The following is a 16,667-nucleotide window of genomic DNA, read 5'->3' on the forward strand; positions in this document are numbered from 1 at the left end:
AGCACAATCTAAGGACAGAGATCTGCCGCTTTGAAACGGCGGCAAGGACTGTTGCCATTTGATTTCGCCAGCAAGGCAAAATGCCTTTGCATTTATGGCCACTTTGGCCAAAAGTGGCGTATCAAGAGCGGGCGTCAAACCATGCAAACACTATCTGCCAAGGATGCGAAGTACAACTTCGGCAAGCTGATCGACATAGCGCGGGCTGAGCCCGTTACTGTTGAGAAGCATGGTCGGGCTGTGGTTGTTGTACTGGCGGTCGAAGAATATGAACGCCTGAAGGCGATTGAAGTGGGGCAGAATGGTTGATCAGGCGAACAAGGACGGGTTTCTGGAGGCGTTGACGCAGCTTGGCGGCTCAGCCGGGAATGTGCGCTTGCGCGAAACTCTGCAATGGGACGAAGAAGTCTACTCCAACGTCAAAGACGCACTGATCGAATCCGGCACGATCCTGACCGGGCGGGGGCGCGGTGGGTCCGTCTCACTAGCAGTCGGAGACAGCAGTGAGGCTCAGGCACGCCCCGCGTCCGTACCTAAGCCCCAGAAGGCCAAGGCGGCCAAGGCAAGCAGCAATTCAGGCGGCGATCTTGGCTTCGAGGCAGATCTGTTCAAGGCCGCGGACAAGCTGCGTGGCAACCTGGAACCGTCAGAATACAAACATGTCGCGCTTGGCCTGATCTTCCTGAAATATATTTCTGAGGCCTTCGAAGCACAGCATACCCGGCTGTCGGGCGAGGACTACGCCGACCCGGAGGATCCCGAAGAATATCTTGCCGCTAACGTATTCTGGGTGCCGCCGGAAGCGCGCTGGGCACACTTGCAGGCCAATGCGAAGCGCCCTGAAATCACGTTTGTTGACGTAACCACCAACCGCGAGAAGAAGGGCGACATCGGCGGGCTGATCGACAATGCGATGGAGGCAATCGAACAGGCCAACATCAAGGTGCTGAAGGACGTCCTGCCCAAAAGCTACTCCCGCCCACAGCTGGACAAGACCATGCTGGGCGAGCTTATCGACCTGTTTTCCAACGTCGATATGCGCGGTGATCATGGGCAAGCACGCGACCGGCTCGGCCGGGCTTATGAATACTTCATCTCGCAGTTTGCAGGAGCGGAAGGCCGGCGCGGCGGCGAGTTCTATACGCCTCGCTCGGTGGTCCAGACCATCGTCGAGATGCTCGAACCCGGTCAGGGACGCGTCTACGACCCCTGTTGCGGATCGGGCGGCATGTTCGTGCAGTCCGAGCGATTCATCGAGGACCATCAGGGTCGCCGATCAGACATTGCCATCTATGGTCAGGAGCGCAACCACACCACTTGGCGCCTCTGCCGGATGAACTTAGCGGTGCGCGGGATTGACGCTGACATCCGCTGGAACAACGAAGGCAGCTTCTTGCGTGACGAGTTCGCCCAGACGAAGTTCGACTTCGTCATGGCCAACCCGCCGTTTAACATCTCCGACTGGTGGCAGCCACAGCTGGAGGGGGACGTCCGTTGGACCCATGGCACTCCGCCGCAGGGGAATGCCAATTTTGCCTGGCTGCAGCACATCATCCATCACCTGGCCCCACGAGGGACAGCTGGCGTGGTTCTGGCCAATGGCTCGATGTCGTCGCAGCAATCGGGCGAAGGCGATATCCGTAAGGCCTTGATCGAGGCCGATCATATCGACTGCATGGTCGCCTTGCCTGGACAGCTGTTCTATTCGACCCAGATCCCAGCCTGCCTTTGGTTCCTTGCCCGCGACAAGAGCGCCAACGAACTGCGCAACAGGCGGGGCGAGATTCTTTTCATCGACGCCCGCAAGCTGGGCCATCTGGTCGACCGTACGAGGCGGGAATTTTCGGACGACGATATCGCGCTGATCGCCGACACCTACCACCGCTGGCGGGGCAAGCCCGAAGCAGTCGCGGCTGCGGGGCTGGAGCCTTACGTGGACGAGCCTGGCTTCTGCCGTTCGGCGACGCTGGATGAGGTGCGCGGGCACGGCCACGTTCTGACGCCTGGGCGCTATGTGGGAGCGGCTGACGTAGAGGATGATGGAATTTCGTTCGAGGAACGGTTCGGGGCATTGCGGGGAATTTTGGTACAGCAGTTTACCGCAGGACAAAAGCTGGAAGACGCGGTTGTTGCAGCCCTTGGCGGAGTGAAACAACTTGCCTGAATTCGCTACATCGAAGCTCGGTGAATTGGCATCTACAGATCGTTATGCGATTACGATTGGCCCATTTGGATCAAAAATGAAGGCAGACACTTACGTTGCTTCAGGCATACCTGTCATTCGCGGGACTAATATCGGAACAAGTCGAAGCCTTAAGGGAGATTGGGTCTATATTCCTCATTTGCTGGCCAAGACGATGCCGAATTGCTGCTTGAGCGAAGGCGATTTGGTATTCCCGCATCGTGGGGCTATCGGCGAGATAGCTCTGATCGAAGGGGAGAATTTGCCGCTTTTCCTATCCAGCAGCATGATGAAATTTCGTCCGAACCCTAAAAAGCTGCTGAGTCGATTTGCCTACTATTACTTTCGTTCGGATCTAGGTCGCCAAGAGATACTACGCTTTGCGTCGTCTGTTGGAACCCCTGGCATTGGGCAGCCACTTACATCCTTACGACAATTTTTGATCCCCGTTCCTCCTTTAGAAGAACAAGCTGAGATTGCTGCAATTCTCTCAGTACTCGACGATAAAATTGAATTGAACCGAGCGACGAACGAGACTCTGGAAGCGATCGCTCAGGCGATTTTCCGCGACTGGTTTGTCGATTTCGGCCCCGTACGACGCAAAATGGCAGGCGTGATTGACCCAGTCGCGATCATGGGCGGGCTGACGCCTGATCCGACAGACGCTGCGGAGCTGGCGGCGCTATTCCCCATGGACTTCGATGTTAGCGATTTTCCCGTTGGCTGGGATGTGGAGCCCGTCATTGACCAAGCCAATTGGGTTAATGGCGCCGCTTACAAGAAAATGCACTTCGTGGCCCCAGGAGAGGGGCTGCCGGTCATCAAGATTGCTGAGCTCAAAGCGGGTGTGACGTCCACGACAGGCTTCACCAACACTGATCTCGGAAGCCGTTACCGCATCGACGACGGGGAATTGCTTTTCTCCTGGTCAGGCAATCCCGACACCTCAATCGATACCTTCATTTGGACTGGCGGACCTGCCTGGCTCAACCAGCACATCTTTGCAGTTCGGCCGAACGGCACCCGAACCCTCGGCTTCCTCTTTGCTATGTTGAAATACCTCAATCCGACATTCGCCGAGATAGCTCGGGACAAGCAGACCACTGGGCTGGGTCATGTGACCAAGGAAGACCTGAAACGCCTTAGAGTGGTCGTGCCGCCAAAAACCATTGAAACAGCGTTCGACATGCTGATGACGCCAATTTTCCAGAAGTTGCAGGCGTCGCTCCTCGAAAATCGCACCCTCGCCGAAACCCGCGACTACCTGCTGCCCCGCCTGATGTCAGGCGAAGTGCGCGTGGGCTATGCCGCGCAGGAGATTGCCGCATGACCGAGCAGAGTATTGTTTCCCAGGACATGACCCTGAAACGCCTGTTTCAGGACTTCTACCGCGTGCCTGACTATCAGCGCGAATATGTCTGGGGCGAGGCCGACGCTAAGGGTGAAGGCGGCGATCAGGTCGACCAATTCCTGTCTGATATCTACATCGAGTTTGAGGCAGCAACCCAGCACTTCGCGCCGGAATATTTCATTGGCACCATCGTTGTTTGCAAGGGTGAAGATCAGGTCTTCGAGCTCATCGATGGGCAACAGCGTACAACCACCGCTTACCTTACCCTTTGTGCGATCCGCGATGCGCTGGCAGACCTCGGTGCAGCCGTACCCGAAGAGTTGGGCAACCAAATCGCGGCAAGCACGATCGATTGGCAAGGGCTGACCACCTATCGGCTGCGGCTGGATGTACAGTACGAAGATGCGGGCGGTGTGCTACAAGGCTATGCCGAGGCCAAGGCGGCGGATACCCCGCGTGATGGGTCACGCTCGATCCGCAATCTGGGCGGCGCCTACGACACCGTGCGGGAATTCCTCTCGACCACATTTAGCGACGACCAAGCCCAAGTGCTGCGGTTCTATGGCTACCTCACCAACAAAGTGAAGGTGATCCGGATCGAAACGCCGACCATCGCCAAGGCACTGAAAATCTTTGAAACGATCAACGACCGCGGCGTCGGGCTCGACGCGATGGACCTCCTCAAGAACCTGCTGTTCATGCACGCCAAGGGCCAGGAGTTCACCGAGCTGAAGAGTGTATGGAAGGCGCTGACCGACGAGATCTACGCCGTCAATGAGAAGCCACTGCGGTTCCTGCGCTACTACCTACTCGCCACGTTCGATCTCGACAGCAAGCTGCGCGAGGATGCGATCTACGACTGGTTCCAGAAGAACCCCAAGCTTACCGGCCATACGACCGAACCTTTGGCTTTTGCCAAGCGCTTGCGAGAAGCCGCCCGGGCCTATGCCAATTTTTCGCGCGGACAGAACGTTCTCGGTCAGCCCGAGCCGGGCATCGAGAATACACGCTTGCTGGGTGGGCAATCGATCAAACAGCATTTCATGTTGCTCCTGGCAGGTCGACATCTGCCTCCGGCGCAGTTTTCCCGCCTAGCGGCGGAGGTCGAAAAGACGATGTTCGTTTGGCTGGTCACCTGGATTTCCGCCAAGGAGTATGAGCGCAAAATCGTGGATGGCGCTCACAAGCTGCGCCACGTCAAACCGGATCAGTTTGACGGTTTCATCGCTGAGACCTTTGCCAAGGAGCGCGCAGACCTGGCGCCGCAATTTGCCCGTACGATGAAGGAGATGAAGTCCACCTGGCTGCGACAGTTCCGCCTTCGCTACCTCCTCGCGAAGATCACACAGGCCGTGGATATCCAAGCATATGGCCCAAGTGAGTCACGCGATCGGCTGGCTGACTACACGGCTGGCGGCAATGACATCGAGCATATCATGGCGGCTGGAGCGGATGCAGAGGCGGTCGCGGAATTTGGCGAACGTGCGCAGGATGATGCTGTGATCCAAAGCCTCGGCAATCTGTTGCTCATCGAAAAATCGATAAATCGCTCTATTTCGAACACGCGGTATTCCGAGAAGGTAAAGGGCTACGCGCAATCGAAATTTCTTCTGACGAGGTGTCAGGCTGACGCGCAGGCACAACTTGTTGGTGTGGCGGACCAGATTACCAAAACCGTTCAAGCACTCGAATGCTGGCCTAAGTGGAGCATGGAGGATGTCGAAGCTCGCCAACTGTTCCTCACCAAGCTCGCCTGCCGCGTTTGGGACGTGCCGACGATTGACGAGGTCATCCCTGTATGACCAAATTCTCCGAAGATATCGTCGAACTAGCCAGCATCGAGATCCTGCAGGATCTCGGCTGGAACTATCTGCATGGCTCGGTCATCGCGCCGGATGGTGTGGCGGCTGAACGCCAAGCCTTTTCCGATGTCATCCTGCTACCGCGCCTGGAGAATGCAGTGGCCGATCTCAACCCCACGCTGCCTGAAGCGGCACGGGCAGAGGCGATCCGTCGGCTGCTCACGAGTGAGACTGGCTCACTGGTCGAGGAAAACCGCCGCATACACCGACTGCTGACCGATGGCGTCCCTGTGGAATACCGCAATACGGATGGCCGCATTGTCGGCGACAAGGTCTGGCTACTCGATCTCGACAAAGTCGAGTCCAACGACTGGTTGGTAGTCAACCAGTTTACCGTCGTGGAAGGCAGTCAGAATCGGCGCCCTGACGTGATCCTGTTCGTCAACGGCTTACCATTGGCAGTGCTTGAACTGAAAAACGCCGCAGCAGAAAACGCCACAATTTCTGACGCGTTCCATCAGCTGCAGACGTATCTTGCTCAAATTCCCAGCCTGTTTCGCACCAACGCAGTGCTGATCACCTCGGACGGGATCGAAGCACGGATTGGCTCACTGACAGCTGACCAAGAACGCTTCATGCCCTGGCGCACGGTAACTGGCGAGGATTTCGCCCATCGCGGTCAACCGGAACTGGAGACCCTGCTGCGCGGCGTATTCACGCGTGCAAATATCCTTGCCCTGATCCGAGATTTCATTGTTTTCGGCGATGCGGGCGCGGGGCCGTTCAAGATCATTGCCGGCTATCACCAGTTCCATGGTGCGCGAAAAGCTATCCGCGAAGCTGTCGATGCGAGCAGCCCCTTGGGTGACCGAAAGATCGGCGTCATCTGGCACACGCAGGGATCGGGAAAGAGCTTCCTGATGGCGTTCTTCGCCGGGTTGGCGGTTAAGTCGCCGGAGCTTTCGAACCCGACGATCGTCGTGCTGACCGACCGCAACGACCTGGACGACCAGCTCGCCTCTACATTCAGCCTCTGCAAGGACCTTCTCCGCCAAAACCCCGAGCAGGCCGAGAGCCGCGAAGATCTGCAGCGTCTGCTGGCGCGGGCCTCTGGCGGGATCATCTTCACGACGATCCAGAAGTTCTCGCCCGAACGCGGGGAAGAGAGCTTCCCGATGCTGACCGACCGCCGCAACGTGATCGTCATGGCCGACGAGGCCCACCGCAGCCAGTACGGCTTCGACGCCAAGCTGGACGTCAAGACGGGCGCACGGCGTTACGGCTATGCCCACTACATCCGCCAGGCGATGCCGAACGCCTCGTTCATCGGCTTTACCGGCACGCCTATTGAGGCAGCGGATGTCAACACGCCCGCCATCTTCGGCAGGTACATAGACATCTACGATATCAGCCGTGCGGTCGAAGATGGCGCGACGGTCCCGATCTACTATGAGAGCCGTCTTGCCCGCATTGAACTGGACGAGGACGAGAAGCCGCTGATCGACGCCGAGATCGAAGCTCTGGTCGAGGATGACACCCTGACCGAAGCGGAGAAGGCCAAGGCCAAATGGTCAACGGTCGAGGCCCTGGTAGGCTCGGACAAGCGCCTCAAACAGATCGCCGCCGACATGGTGACCCACCTTGAGGCGCGCACCGACGGCACCGAATACAAGGGCATGGCCGTCTGCATGAGCCGGCGGATCTGCGTCGCCCTCTACAACGAGATCATCGCCCTTCGCCCGGACTGGCATTCCGATGACGATGCGGATGGCGTGATCAAGATTGTCATGACGGGTGCGGCGTCTGATCCGCTCTCCTGGCAGCAGCACATCGGCAACAAGCGCAGGCGCGACGGCCTGGCCAAACGTGCCCGTGACCCGAAAGACCCGCTGCGGCTGGTGCTGGTGCGCGACATGTGGCTGACCGGCTTTGACGCGCCGTGCATGAACACGATGTATGTCGACAAGCCGATGCGGGGCCATGGCCTGATGCAGGCGATCGCGCGTGTGAACCGGGTGTTTCGTGACAAGCCCGGCGGGCTGATCGTCGACTACATTGGCATCGCGCAGAACCTGAAGAAGGCGCTCAGCGACTATACCGACTCCGACCAGGAGAAGACCGGTATCGATGAGGCTGATGCCGTCGCCGCCCTGCTGGAGCGATACGAGATCGTCAGCGGCATCTTCCATGGCTTCGATTACCTGCCAGGCATCCACGGCGCACCGATGGAGCGCCTGCAGTGCCTCGCCGGCGCCATCGACTGGGTGCTCAAGTGGGCTGAAATCGAGGCGGGCAAGGCCCAGTCACCGGAGGACAAGAAGAAGGCTCATCGCCGCTATCTCGATCTCGTGCTGGAGCTGACCAAGGCCTATGCTCTCGCTTCGGCCAGTGACGAGGCCCGAGAAATCCGAGACGAGATAGGGTTCTTTCAAGCTGTCCGTGCTGCGATCGCCAAAAGCACGGCCACCGGCAAACTTAGCCAGGCGGATAAGACGTTCGCTGTCCAGCAGCTCATTGACCGCGCCGTCGCTTCGGCGGAAATTGTCGATATCCTTAAAGTTGCAGGCATCGACTCCCCAGACATCTCCATTCTGTCCGAAGAGTTCCTGCTGGAAATCCAGGGCATGGAGAAAAAGAACCTCGCCTTGGAAGCGCTCAAGAAGCTGTTGGCCGGAGAAATCACCAGCCGCATGCGGACCAACGTCGTTGAGAGCCGCGCATTCTCCAGACGGCTTGAGGATGCTGTGGCCCGCTACCATGCGGGCGCTTTGTCGGCCGCTGAGATGATCAATGAGTTAATCGCGTTAGCCAAGGACATGAAAGCTGCGCAGCGACGCGGCGAGGACCAGGGTCTCTCGCCTGAAGAAATTGCCTTCTATGATGCGCTTGCCGAGAACGAGAGTGCTGTCGAGGCTATGGGTAGCGAACAGCTACGCCTGATTGCTCATGAGCTGCTGGAACAGCTCCGACAAAACGTGACAGTCGACTGGCACCATAGGGAAAGTGCACGTGCCCGAATGCGGGTTCTAGTGAAGCGCATTCTCAAACGGTATGGTTACCCACCCGATCTTGCTGACGAGGCAGTGCAGACTGTGCTTGCCCAAGCAGAAGTACTTCTCAAAGAGGTTTCATAATAAAGTGCGGCACTTATCGCACCTCTTTTTTGGCTGCATTTTCATGCAAGCGAGCGGATCATTAGACAGGTGAATGGAATGGATGGCTTGCTTGAAAACGTCTTGGCTGGTGTTGGGGCACCTATTCACTGGGCCAGTCAGGCGCTTCTATTCTTTCTGCGCTATGACGCTAGCGTTTTCGTTTTGTGTGCCTTGGGGGCCTTCTGGTGCTGGCGTTTCATCAACCGCAATAAAAAATTGCATTATGACGAGGCAATGGCTGCGCTGCAGAGCCGGGAGGAGGCCTTATCGAAGGTAAGCACCGCACAGGATCCTGTTGAGGCCCAAGTCTGGTTTTCAGAAGATTTCGACAGCATCGCTGAGGTCATGGCGCGACCAGATCGACGGGAACTGGCGCTCGCATGGGAGCAATTCCGTGAGACATTCATCGACGAGAGCGAACCGACCATTCGGACGACGGCCAGAGCAGAGTCCTATTTTCTGCATCTCGCGGATGACACACGGGTGCTCGCTTGGGGAGCTAATATCGCCGTTGCCATCGGGCTAACAGCCACTTTCTTGGGTCTAATCGCCGCCCTCACCTCGGCGATGGGAACACTTTCAGGTGCTACGAACGGCACCGAGACGACCCAAGCTCTACAAGGCCTCCTACAGATCACTGCTGCCAAATTTTGGACTTCGGTCACCGGCATTATCTGTTCAATCGTTTTGAGGCGGACTGACCGGAGTTGGCACGAGAAGCTTCAGCATCGTCTTGAAAATATTTGCCAACTGCTGGACAGGGCGACCCTGTATACACCGCCGCAACGGATCGCAGTTGATCAGCTCCGTGAAATGAAGCGCCAAACTGAAGCGTTCCAGGTTCTGGGTACAGATCTGGCCACAGCTATCGATAATGCGCTGAACAATCGCATGTCACCAGTCGTGCAAGTCCTCGGTGACATCAGCACCAACATCGAGCAGTTTCGCAGCGGTGGGTTTGATCGCATCAGTCAGGACCTGGGATCAGCTCTGCGCGAGCACGCTGGACAAGAGATGCAGGCGTTGGCGCAATCGCTGACGGGCATGACAAGCAAGTTTGAGACGCTGTCGAGCGGACTTGCCAGTGTGCCACAGTCTCTGGAAACAAGCCTTCGTGACATTCGTCAGTCGTTCGAGACAGAACAGGAGGAAACGCGTCGTCGCCAGCGCGAGGCAGGCGAGCAAATGGCTGGTCAGCTGGAGCAGGTTGCCGCAAAACTGGAAGGCGTCACAGGTCAGTTCTCCGAAGATCTGGCGGGAAAGCTCAAAAACACCATCGAGACAGCAGCCGATACCAGTGGCGCAGCTCTTTCAGGCGCATTTGCGAAGTTCGGGGAGCAAATGTCGCAGTCCGCAGATGAACTGGTTAATCGCTTGGCCCTTCTTGCAAACAACGCAGGGCCCCTCAGCGAAGCCATGGCGCGCGCAGCGGATTCCACAAATCAGCAGGCACAAAGACTGGAGATTGCCGGACGATCTACTGAAGAAGCCGGGACCAAACTGTCAGCGGCAATAACTGAGCTGAACGCAGCTCTGGCACCAGTGGCCTCGGCAACCCGCTCTGTCAGCGAAGCCGCTACCTCGATTTCTTCGGCATTGAAATCGCACGAGTCCGCTACTGAAGAGCTCACTGGACAGTTGATCGCTACAGCGAGTTCCGCGGAGAAGGCCTGGGAAAACTACGAAGGCCGTTTTGCCGGCGTCGACGATGCGTTGGGCAAGACGCTCGATGGACTAGTGTCTGCAACTGCCGAGCATGCCACAGCCGTCAACCAACAAATCGGTGAGCTAGATAGCGAGCTGGCGAAGGCAGTAAGTAATCTCAGGGACGCACTTGAGCCGCTCGAGGAGCTTGCCGACGAAATTTCAGCCCTCCTTGAAAAGCTGAAGTCCTGACATGAGCGACACTTCGTTCAGACGCAGGCAGGGAGAGCCAGAAGAAGAGAGCTACTTCATCTCCATGTCCGACATGTTGGTAGGACTCCTTTTTGTGTTCATAATTTTGCTTGTTTATTTTGCAGTTACATTCAAGCAAAAAGAAGATTACTTAGTTGGTGCTGGAGAAGCCCGACGACGGCTATTGGAGCAGCTTGAAAAGGACATCGAGCAAAAGCTTCCAGGCGTGGATATATCGATTAATACAGAGACAGGCATTCTAAGACTGCCTGAAGAGGTACTTTTCAATTCTAACGAGTTTGAGCTTAGTGACCGCGGACGCGAGGCAGTTAGCCTCGTGGCGCAAGTACTCGCCATGCGCTTACCTTGCTACACAAGATCCACAAACTCAGCGCTGATTCGGTGTAACGGCCGAGAAGAAGAGCACAAGATCGATACACTTCTTGTCGAAGGGCACACTGACCGCGACCCCATCCGGGGGGACACGACTGGACTGGGCAATCTCGATCTTTCTGCCCGACGAGCTACACGGACCTATCTTGCCCTGACCCAAGCCCAGCCCGGTTTGGCGATACTGACAAACGGCGATGATGTTTATCCCACGCCAGTTCTCGGCGTTGCAGGCTATGGTCCATATCGACCAGTTTTGGGAGCAGGGGGGCGACCTTTGCCGGAAACGGAGAAGGCACGTCATCGCCGCATTGACCTTCGCTTTATCATGGTAACGCCTAAGAGCGATGCTGCCCAGGAAGCTGCCCAAATGCTGAGGTCCAAATAATGGCTGGCTTGCTCGCTGTTAGTGCGAAAATCACTAGCGATTGGGCAATGCCCCGCCCGCCGCAGATCCGGGCTCTGGCAAAGCTGACACGTGAATGGGGCGCGATGGGCACTGACGAGCGCGTCGACGCAGAGCCATGGCATCAATTTGTTCTGCGGGTAAATCCGTACAAGCCGTCCGAACTGGCTCGAAGAGATCTCAGGCGCTTGGCCAGCGAAATTTGGGACCACCCAGACTTAGAAGACTGTGTTCCCGACCTTCTTAGACACTGTTCTGCAATCGCGAAACGGACACTGGATCGACGGCTTGCCCGCGCATATTGGAATCGATTCAAAGTCGGCGTTCCATTATTTGTAGAACTCGGATTGTACTGCAAAAGTCGGCAAAAGCAGTTGGGTTCTCCATGGAGCGAACTCTCACGCACTATTCCAATTTGGGATTCCGAACTCGGTCCTGCTCGACTGGGCGACAGACTTTTGCGAGCCGAGGATCGCGAAGCATTCCTGGCAATGGCAAATCTACGCGTCCAAGACCTCAGCGGCGGCTTTGTCGACGCCGCGTTCGGTGCCCTCCTAAAGTCTCTCGCTGCAAAGCAGAATGTCCCACAGTCGCGGTCGGTCGGTCAGGTCGAGGGAGAGGGAGAGGGCATTCTGAGCCTGGGTGCATCACTCGGTGAAAGCACGATCAAGGCGAATGCCGAGTTACTCGCATATGTTCTGCTAAAGCCCTGGATAGCGATGGATCCCGACGATGCCTATCGGGACAAAGTCATGGCGCTACTCCTGGACAGGCTTGGCGACCCCCGGACGTCCCAAAACAATTGGGATACCTTGGCTGAAAAGCTGTCACGCATCCAAGGCCTTCGTGATGCGGCCGAAGTTCTAAGGGTGCTGCATCAGTGGATCACCGAGAAAACAGTCCGACTTTTTTTTGATCTCATTGCTCGGACGACGGATCGCCCCGATCAGTGGAAAGAAAGGCGCGCATTCTGGGAGGCTTATCTCGACAATAAGTTTGTCGAACGTGCCTGGTTCGCTCTCGGCCAAGATGCGCGAGGTCTGGCCCAGATCGCAAAGTCATCGCATGGATTGCTATTCGGTCGGGTAGGCGGCAGCGGTGCAGCATCCAGCCAGTCCGTTCTGCTCATGAAAATCGGCGACCTTATTGTTGCCGAATGGAGCGACAACGGCCGCGCGCGCTTCTGGGTCGATGCGGCAGAGAACTCGAGATTTTTGCCAAAATTCAACAGCAAATACTATGAAGGCCAGACGCTGCGTTCGATGAGTGGTGGAACGGGGTTTGAAGCGATCGCTCACCAAGGCAAATGGTACAGAAAGTTTGCAGATCACATCGCGACCACAACACGCATACCTTACAAAGGACCAAGGCCGGTATCGCTATGGGGATGGTAGGATTTTCGTCGAAGGCGGTTCCTGAAGGCGAACTGCTCACACTGATCGGCCATACTGGCGAAACTGTGCCATTCGACGATTGGGCACTCAAAGCACCAGCGCATTCGCGCGGCATCGCTGCTGACTTGCTCGATCGTTGGGCCAATGATGCTCGCGGCGTTGACGGGGCGCCTTTGATCACCCCAACAGATGATGGCTCTGTGCTCCTCCACGGTTCCGTTGTTGCGGCATTTTCGGAGCAGGAAGCAGCAGCTCTCGCACTCCCACCTGCAATTCGCATTCAGTTGGAGATCGAAACATCAGGCGTGTTTGGTCGTCCAGGATTCCGACTGGAAACACGATGGGTTCGACCAGGTGGTCTGGCTGCCCGCGTAACTCCGGTTGCTGGTCGCCTGCGCTTCAATGCCCAGGATTGGCGGTTAGCTGAACCACTATGGTCAACGCTCGAAGCTGTTCGGGCGGTAAACGGCGCTACGGATGACGCCGGACAACAGTTTGCGATGTCGCAGCTCCGCGAAACACTGAGTGCCGCAGAAGGGGATATCCTGCATCCCAATGGTTTCCTCAAGCGGTTGCGAATTAGCTATGCGGCTGGCTTCTCACTCGATCTCAAGACCGATGGCAGACATTTTGATTTCGACCCCATCCTCTTCAGTCGGGCGCGGCGCAACGCTGCCCAGGAAGGCGAAATGCCAGATGGGGAGGATGACGGTCTGTTACCTCCGTCGCTTCAGCAAAGGTTCGTTGAGAAGTTTCGTGGGTCTGATCGTGCCCTCAATGCCTATCGGTTAGACGATTGCACGATTGTCTATCTGGACCCCGAACTTAAAGGTGCGCTCGAAATTGTGCGCCGCGCTCAAGGGCTGGATGAGGAAAGCCGCCGCAAGTTTGCGTTGAGCCCGAGGCGCTACATCTCTGAAGCCATGCCGGACGGCGCATTGGCCGACGGGTCGGTCGACGCGCTCTTTATCGAGACGCAGCAATATTCTGAACGGGTCAACGGCATTGACATCTGGCGCAAGCCGGTTCTGCCTTGGATCAAGCCGAAAGCGAACAGCTGGCTTCCCGAAAGCTTTGGCCTCTATATCGGTGATCCTCCCGAGGGCGAGCAAGTCGATATTGCTGCTGAGCAGCTCGATGAAGCCATCGACGCTTTAGAGAAAGCTGTCGTGGAAGGGCAAGATAGCGTCCAGATTGGGAACGCCACAGTGCCTGCCACGGCACAGGCATTGGATTCGCTTCGTGCCCTTCGCGATCGGATCACCCCTGTAGCCGCATCATCGAGCCCAGACAGTGAACCGACTGACCTGGCATGCCCATTGTTCCTGACAGTGTCGGAAAACTTCGAGCAAGTTGAGTATGAGGAAAGTGCCCTTGGTGCTGTCCAGGCCTTCACTAGCCCTCAATTCCCGAATGCGGTTTCCAGCGAACCCAAGGATCATCAGCGAACAGGTTTTAACTGGTTAGCAGAAGCGTGGGCCAACCGGATGCCGGGCGTGTTGCTCGCAGATGATATGGGTTTGGGGAAAACGTACCAGCTCCTGTCGTTCCTTGCATGGCTGCGCCATGATCAGCGCGTAACAGAACCTTTTCTGATAATTGCTCCTACCGGCCTGCTCGAAAACTGGCGCCAGGAAATGCAGCTCCATTGTAGATTTGCGCTGAGAATTGACCCGGGAGGGGCATAATTTCCACTGAGAAGTGACCCATGTTCTGACCTTCCCCCTGGCTGCCTGGTCGGGGGACATTGGAGTGATCGACATGGCTTTATTGAGCGTTATCCGGCGCTGGCACTTTCGTGATGAGATGCCGATCCGGGAGATCGAGCGACGCACAGGTTTGTCGCGCAACACGATCCGCAAGTACCTTCGTGCCGGGACAGTTGAACCCAAGTTCAAGGTTCCCGAGCGGCCGAGCAAGCTGGACCCGTTCGCCGAGAAGCTGTCGGGTTGGCTGCGGATCGAGGCAGGCAAGTCGCGCAAGCAGAAGCGCACGGCCAAGCAGATGCACGCCGACCTCGTCGCTTTGGGATATGAAGGATCCTACGGCCGGGTGGCGACGTTTGTGCGGGGCTGGAAGGCGGACCGGCAGCGTGATGCCCAGACCAGCGGGCGCGGCACGTTCGTGCCGTTGGTGTTCGAGGCTGGTGAAGCCTTCCAGTTCGACTGGAGCGAGGACTGGGCGGTGCTTGGTGGTGAGCGGGTCAAGCTGCAGGCCGCCCACACCAAGCTCTCGCACAGCAAGGCGTTCATCGTTCGGGCTTATCAGCTGCAGACCCACGAGATGTTGTTCGACGCGCTGACCCAAGCGTTCCGTGTGCTTGGCGGCGTTCCCCAGCGCGGGATCTTCGACAACATGAAGACTGCAGTCGACCGGATTGGTGTCGGCAAGGCGCGACAGGTCAACGCCCGCTTTGCCGCAATGGCCAGCCATTACCTGTTCGAGCCCGAGTTCTGCAACCCAGCCTCGGGGTGGGAGAAGGGACAGGTCGAGAAGAACGTGCAGGATGCGCGTCGCCGATTGTGGCAGCAGCTGCCGAGCTTCCCGGATATCGATGCGCTCAATGCCTGGCTCGAGGAACAGTGCATCACGCAATGGGGCGAGATCCAGCATGGCGGCTTGCCCGGCACCGTGGCCGACGTTCATGCCGCGGAGGTGGACAGCCTGATGCCGCTGGGGCGGCCCTTTGACGGATTTGTCGAGCACACCAAGCGGGTATCGCCGATCTGCCTCGTGCACTTTGAGCGCAATCGCTACAGCGTGCCCGCCTCGTTCGCCAACCGGCCGGTCAGCGTCAGGATTTATCCCGAGCGGATCGTCGTGGCCGCCGAGGGTCAGATCCTGTGCGAGCATTCCCGGATCATCGACCGGTCCCACCACACTGGCGGGCGGACGGTCTATGACTGGAGGCACTATCTGGCGGTGATCCAGCGCAAGCCGGGAGCGCTGCGCAATGGCGCACCGTTCGCCGAGATGCCCGAGGCCTTCAGGCAGCTGCAAAGCCAGCTCCTGCGCCGCCCCGGCGGCGATCGGGAGATGGCCGAGATCCTGGCGCTGGTGCTGCAGCATGACGAGCAGGCGGTGCTTTGCGCAGTCGAACTGGCGCTTGAGGCGGGCGTTGCCACCAAGACCCACGTCCTCAACCTTCTCCACCGCCTGACCGACGGGAAGGCACCTCCAGCATCCCCGATAGATGCGCCTCAGGCGCTGCGCCTTGCTCAGGAGCCTCTGGCCAATGTCGGGCGCTATGATGCCCTACGCGATGGAGGGCTGCGTCATGCGTCATGATCCTGCCAGCGCCGCTGTTGTTGTCATGCTCAAGGCGCTGAAGATGTACGGCATGGCCCAGGCGGTCGGCGACCTTATCGAGCAAGGCGCGCCGGCCTTCGACGCGGCCGTGCCGATCGTCTCCCAGTTGCTCAAGGCCGAGATGGCCGAACGCGAGGTTCGCTCGATCGCCTACCAAATCAAGGCAGCCCGGTTCCCCGCCTACAAGGATCTGGCCGGGTTCGACTTTGCCGCCAGCGAGGTCAACGAAGCACTGGTCCGGCAACTCCACCGCGGCGAGTTCATCGATGGTGCCGATAATGTCGTTCTGATAGGCGGGCCCGGCACCGGCAAGAGTCACATCGCGACCGCGCTCGGCGTCCAGGCGACCGAGCATCATCGCAAGAAGGTCCGGTTCTTTGCCACAGTCGATCTGGTCAATGCCCTCGAGCAGGAAAAGGCCATGAACAAGGCGGGCCAGCTTGCCGAGCGCCTGCTGCGCCTCGACCTCATCATCCTCGACGAGCTGGGCTACCTTCCGTTCAGTCCATCAGGCGGTGCACTGCTGTTCCATCTGCTCAGCAAACTCTACGAGCGCACCAGCGTCGTCATCACCACCAATCTCAGCTTCAGCGAATGGGCCCAGGTATTCGGCGATGCCAAGATGACCACCGCACTACTCGATAGGCTCACCCACCACTGCCACATCCTCGAAACAGGAAATGACAGCTTCCGCTTCAGGGCCAGTTCCGCTGTCCCCAAATCCAGAAAGGAAAAATCACCGGCTTGACCTACGTCCCGTACAGCGGGACATAACTTCCACC

General features: G+C 57.8%; 11 protein-coding genes. All 11 read left to right on the forward strand.

All coding sequences use genetic code 11. The features are described 5' to 3' along the window. The first annotated feature begins 51 nt into the window (after positions 1-51). The 11 genes from ACO06X_RS10850 to istB all read left to right on the forward strand — a co-directional run bounded on the left by ACO06X_RS10850 (position 52) and on the right by istB (position 16,633). On the forward strand, positions 52-309 hold the full coding sequence (locus ACO06X_RS10850; protein ID WP_421836309.1) for a type II toxin-antitoxin system Phd/YefM family antitoxin: 258 nt from the start codon (positions 52-54) through the stop codon (positions 307-309). Then, entirely contained in the window at positions 302-2,164 is a 1,863-nt protein-coding gene (locus ACO06X_RS10855; RefSeq protein WP_421836310.1) for a type I restriction-modification system subunit M, read from the forward strand. Before ACO06X_RS10850 ends, ACO06X_RS10855 begins: the two co-directional genes overlap by 8 nt. Further along, the gene (locus ACO06X_RS10860; protein ID WP_421836311.1) at positions 2,157-3,512 is read left to right on the forward strand and encodes a restriction endonuclease subunit S; all 1,356 of its coding nucleotides are present in this window, start codon (positions 2,157-2,159) and stop codon (positions 3,510-3,512) included. The genes ACO06X_RS10855 and ACO06X_RS10860 overlap by 8 nt, the downstream gene beginning before the upstream one ends. Next, the gene (locus ACO06X_RS10865; RefSeq protein WP_013831707.1) at positions 3,509-5,335 is read left to right on the forward strand and encodes a DUF262 domain-containing protein; all 1,827 of its coding nucleotides are present in this window, start codon (positions 3,509-3,511) and stop codon (positions 5,333-5,335) included. The genes ACO06X_RS10860 and ACO06X_RS10865 overlap by 4 nt, the downstream gene beginning before the upstream one ends. Further along, on the forward strand, positions 5,332-8,469 hold the full coding sequence (locus ACO06X_RS10870; protein WP_421836312.1) for a type I restriction endonuclease subunit R: 3,138 nt from the start codon (positions 5,332-5,334) through the stop codon (positions 8,467-8,469). The genes ACO06X_RS10865 and ACO06X_RS10870 overlap by 4 nt, the downstream gene beginning before the upstream one ends. 78 nt (positions 8,470-8,547) lie before the next feature. Continuing rightward, complete coding sequence (locus ACO06X_RS10875; protein WP_421836313.1) at positions 8,548-10,386, forward strand: hypothetical protein; 1,839 nt, start codon at positions 8,548-8,550, stop codon at positions 10,384-10,386. Position 10,387: 1 nt separating this feature from the next. Then, on the forward strand, positions 10,388-11,164 hold the full coding sequence (locus ACO06X_RS10880; RefSeq protein WP_013831710.1) for an OmpA/MotB family protein: 777 nt from the start codon (positions 10,388-10,390) through the stop codon (positions 11,162-11,164). After that, positions 11,164-12,576 (forward strand): EH signature domain-containing protein, encoded by a 1,413-nt coding sequence (locus ACO06X_RS10885; protein ID WP_421836314.1) that lies wholly within the window; start codon positions 11,164-11,166, stop codon positions 12,574-12,576. The genes ACO06X_RS10880 and ACO06X_RS10885 overlap by 1 nt, the downstream gene beginning before the upstream one ends. Beyond that, positions 12,489-14,264 carry an SNF2-related protein gene (locus ACO06X_RS10890; protein ID WP_421836315.1) on the forward strand — a complete coding sequence of 592 codons (1,776 nt, stop codon included), beginning with the start codon at positions 12,489-12,491 and terminating at the stop codon, positions 14,262-14,264. The genes ACO06X_RS10885 and ACO06X_RS10890 overlap by 88 nt, the downstream gene beginning before the upstream one ends. A 73-nt stretch (positions 14,265-14,337) precedes the next feature. Continuing rightward, a complete protein-coding gene (gene istA, locus ACO06X_RS10895) occupies positions 14,338-15,864 on the forward strand; it encodes an IS21 family transposase (protein WP_421836316.1) in 1,527 nt (508 codons plus the stop codon). Then, the gene (gene istB, locus ACO06X_RS10900; RefSeq protein WP_421839854.1) at positions 15,854-16,633 is read left to right on the forward strand and encodes an IS21-like element helper ATPase IstB; all 780 of its coding nucleotides are present in this window, start codon (positions 15,854-15,856) and stop codon (positions 16,631-16,633) included. The genes istA and istB overlap by 11 nt, the downstream gene beginning before the upstream one ends. Positions 16,634-16,667: the final 34 nt, after the last annotated feature.

The sequence above is a fragment of the Novosphingobium sp. genome (genome assembly GCF_965229225.1).
Classification (GTDB): domain Bacteria; phylum Pseudomonadota; class Alphaproteobacteria; order Sphingomonadales; family Sphingomonadaceae; genus Novosphingobium.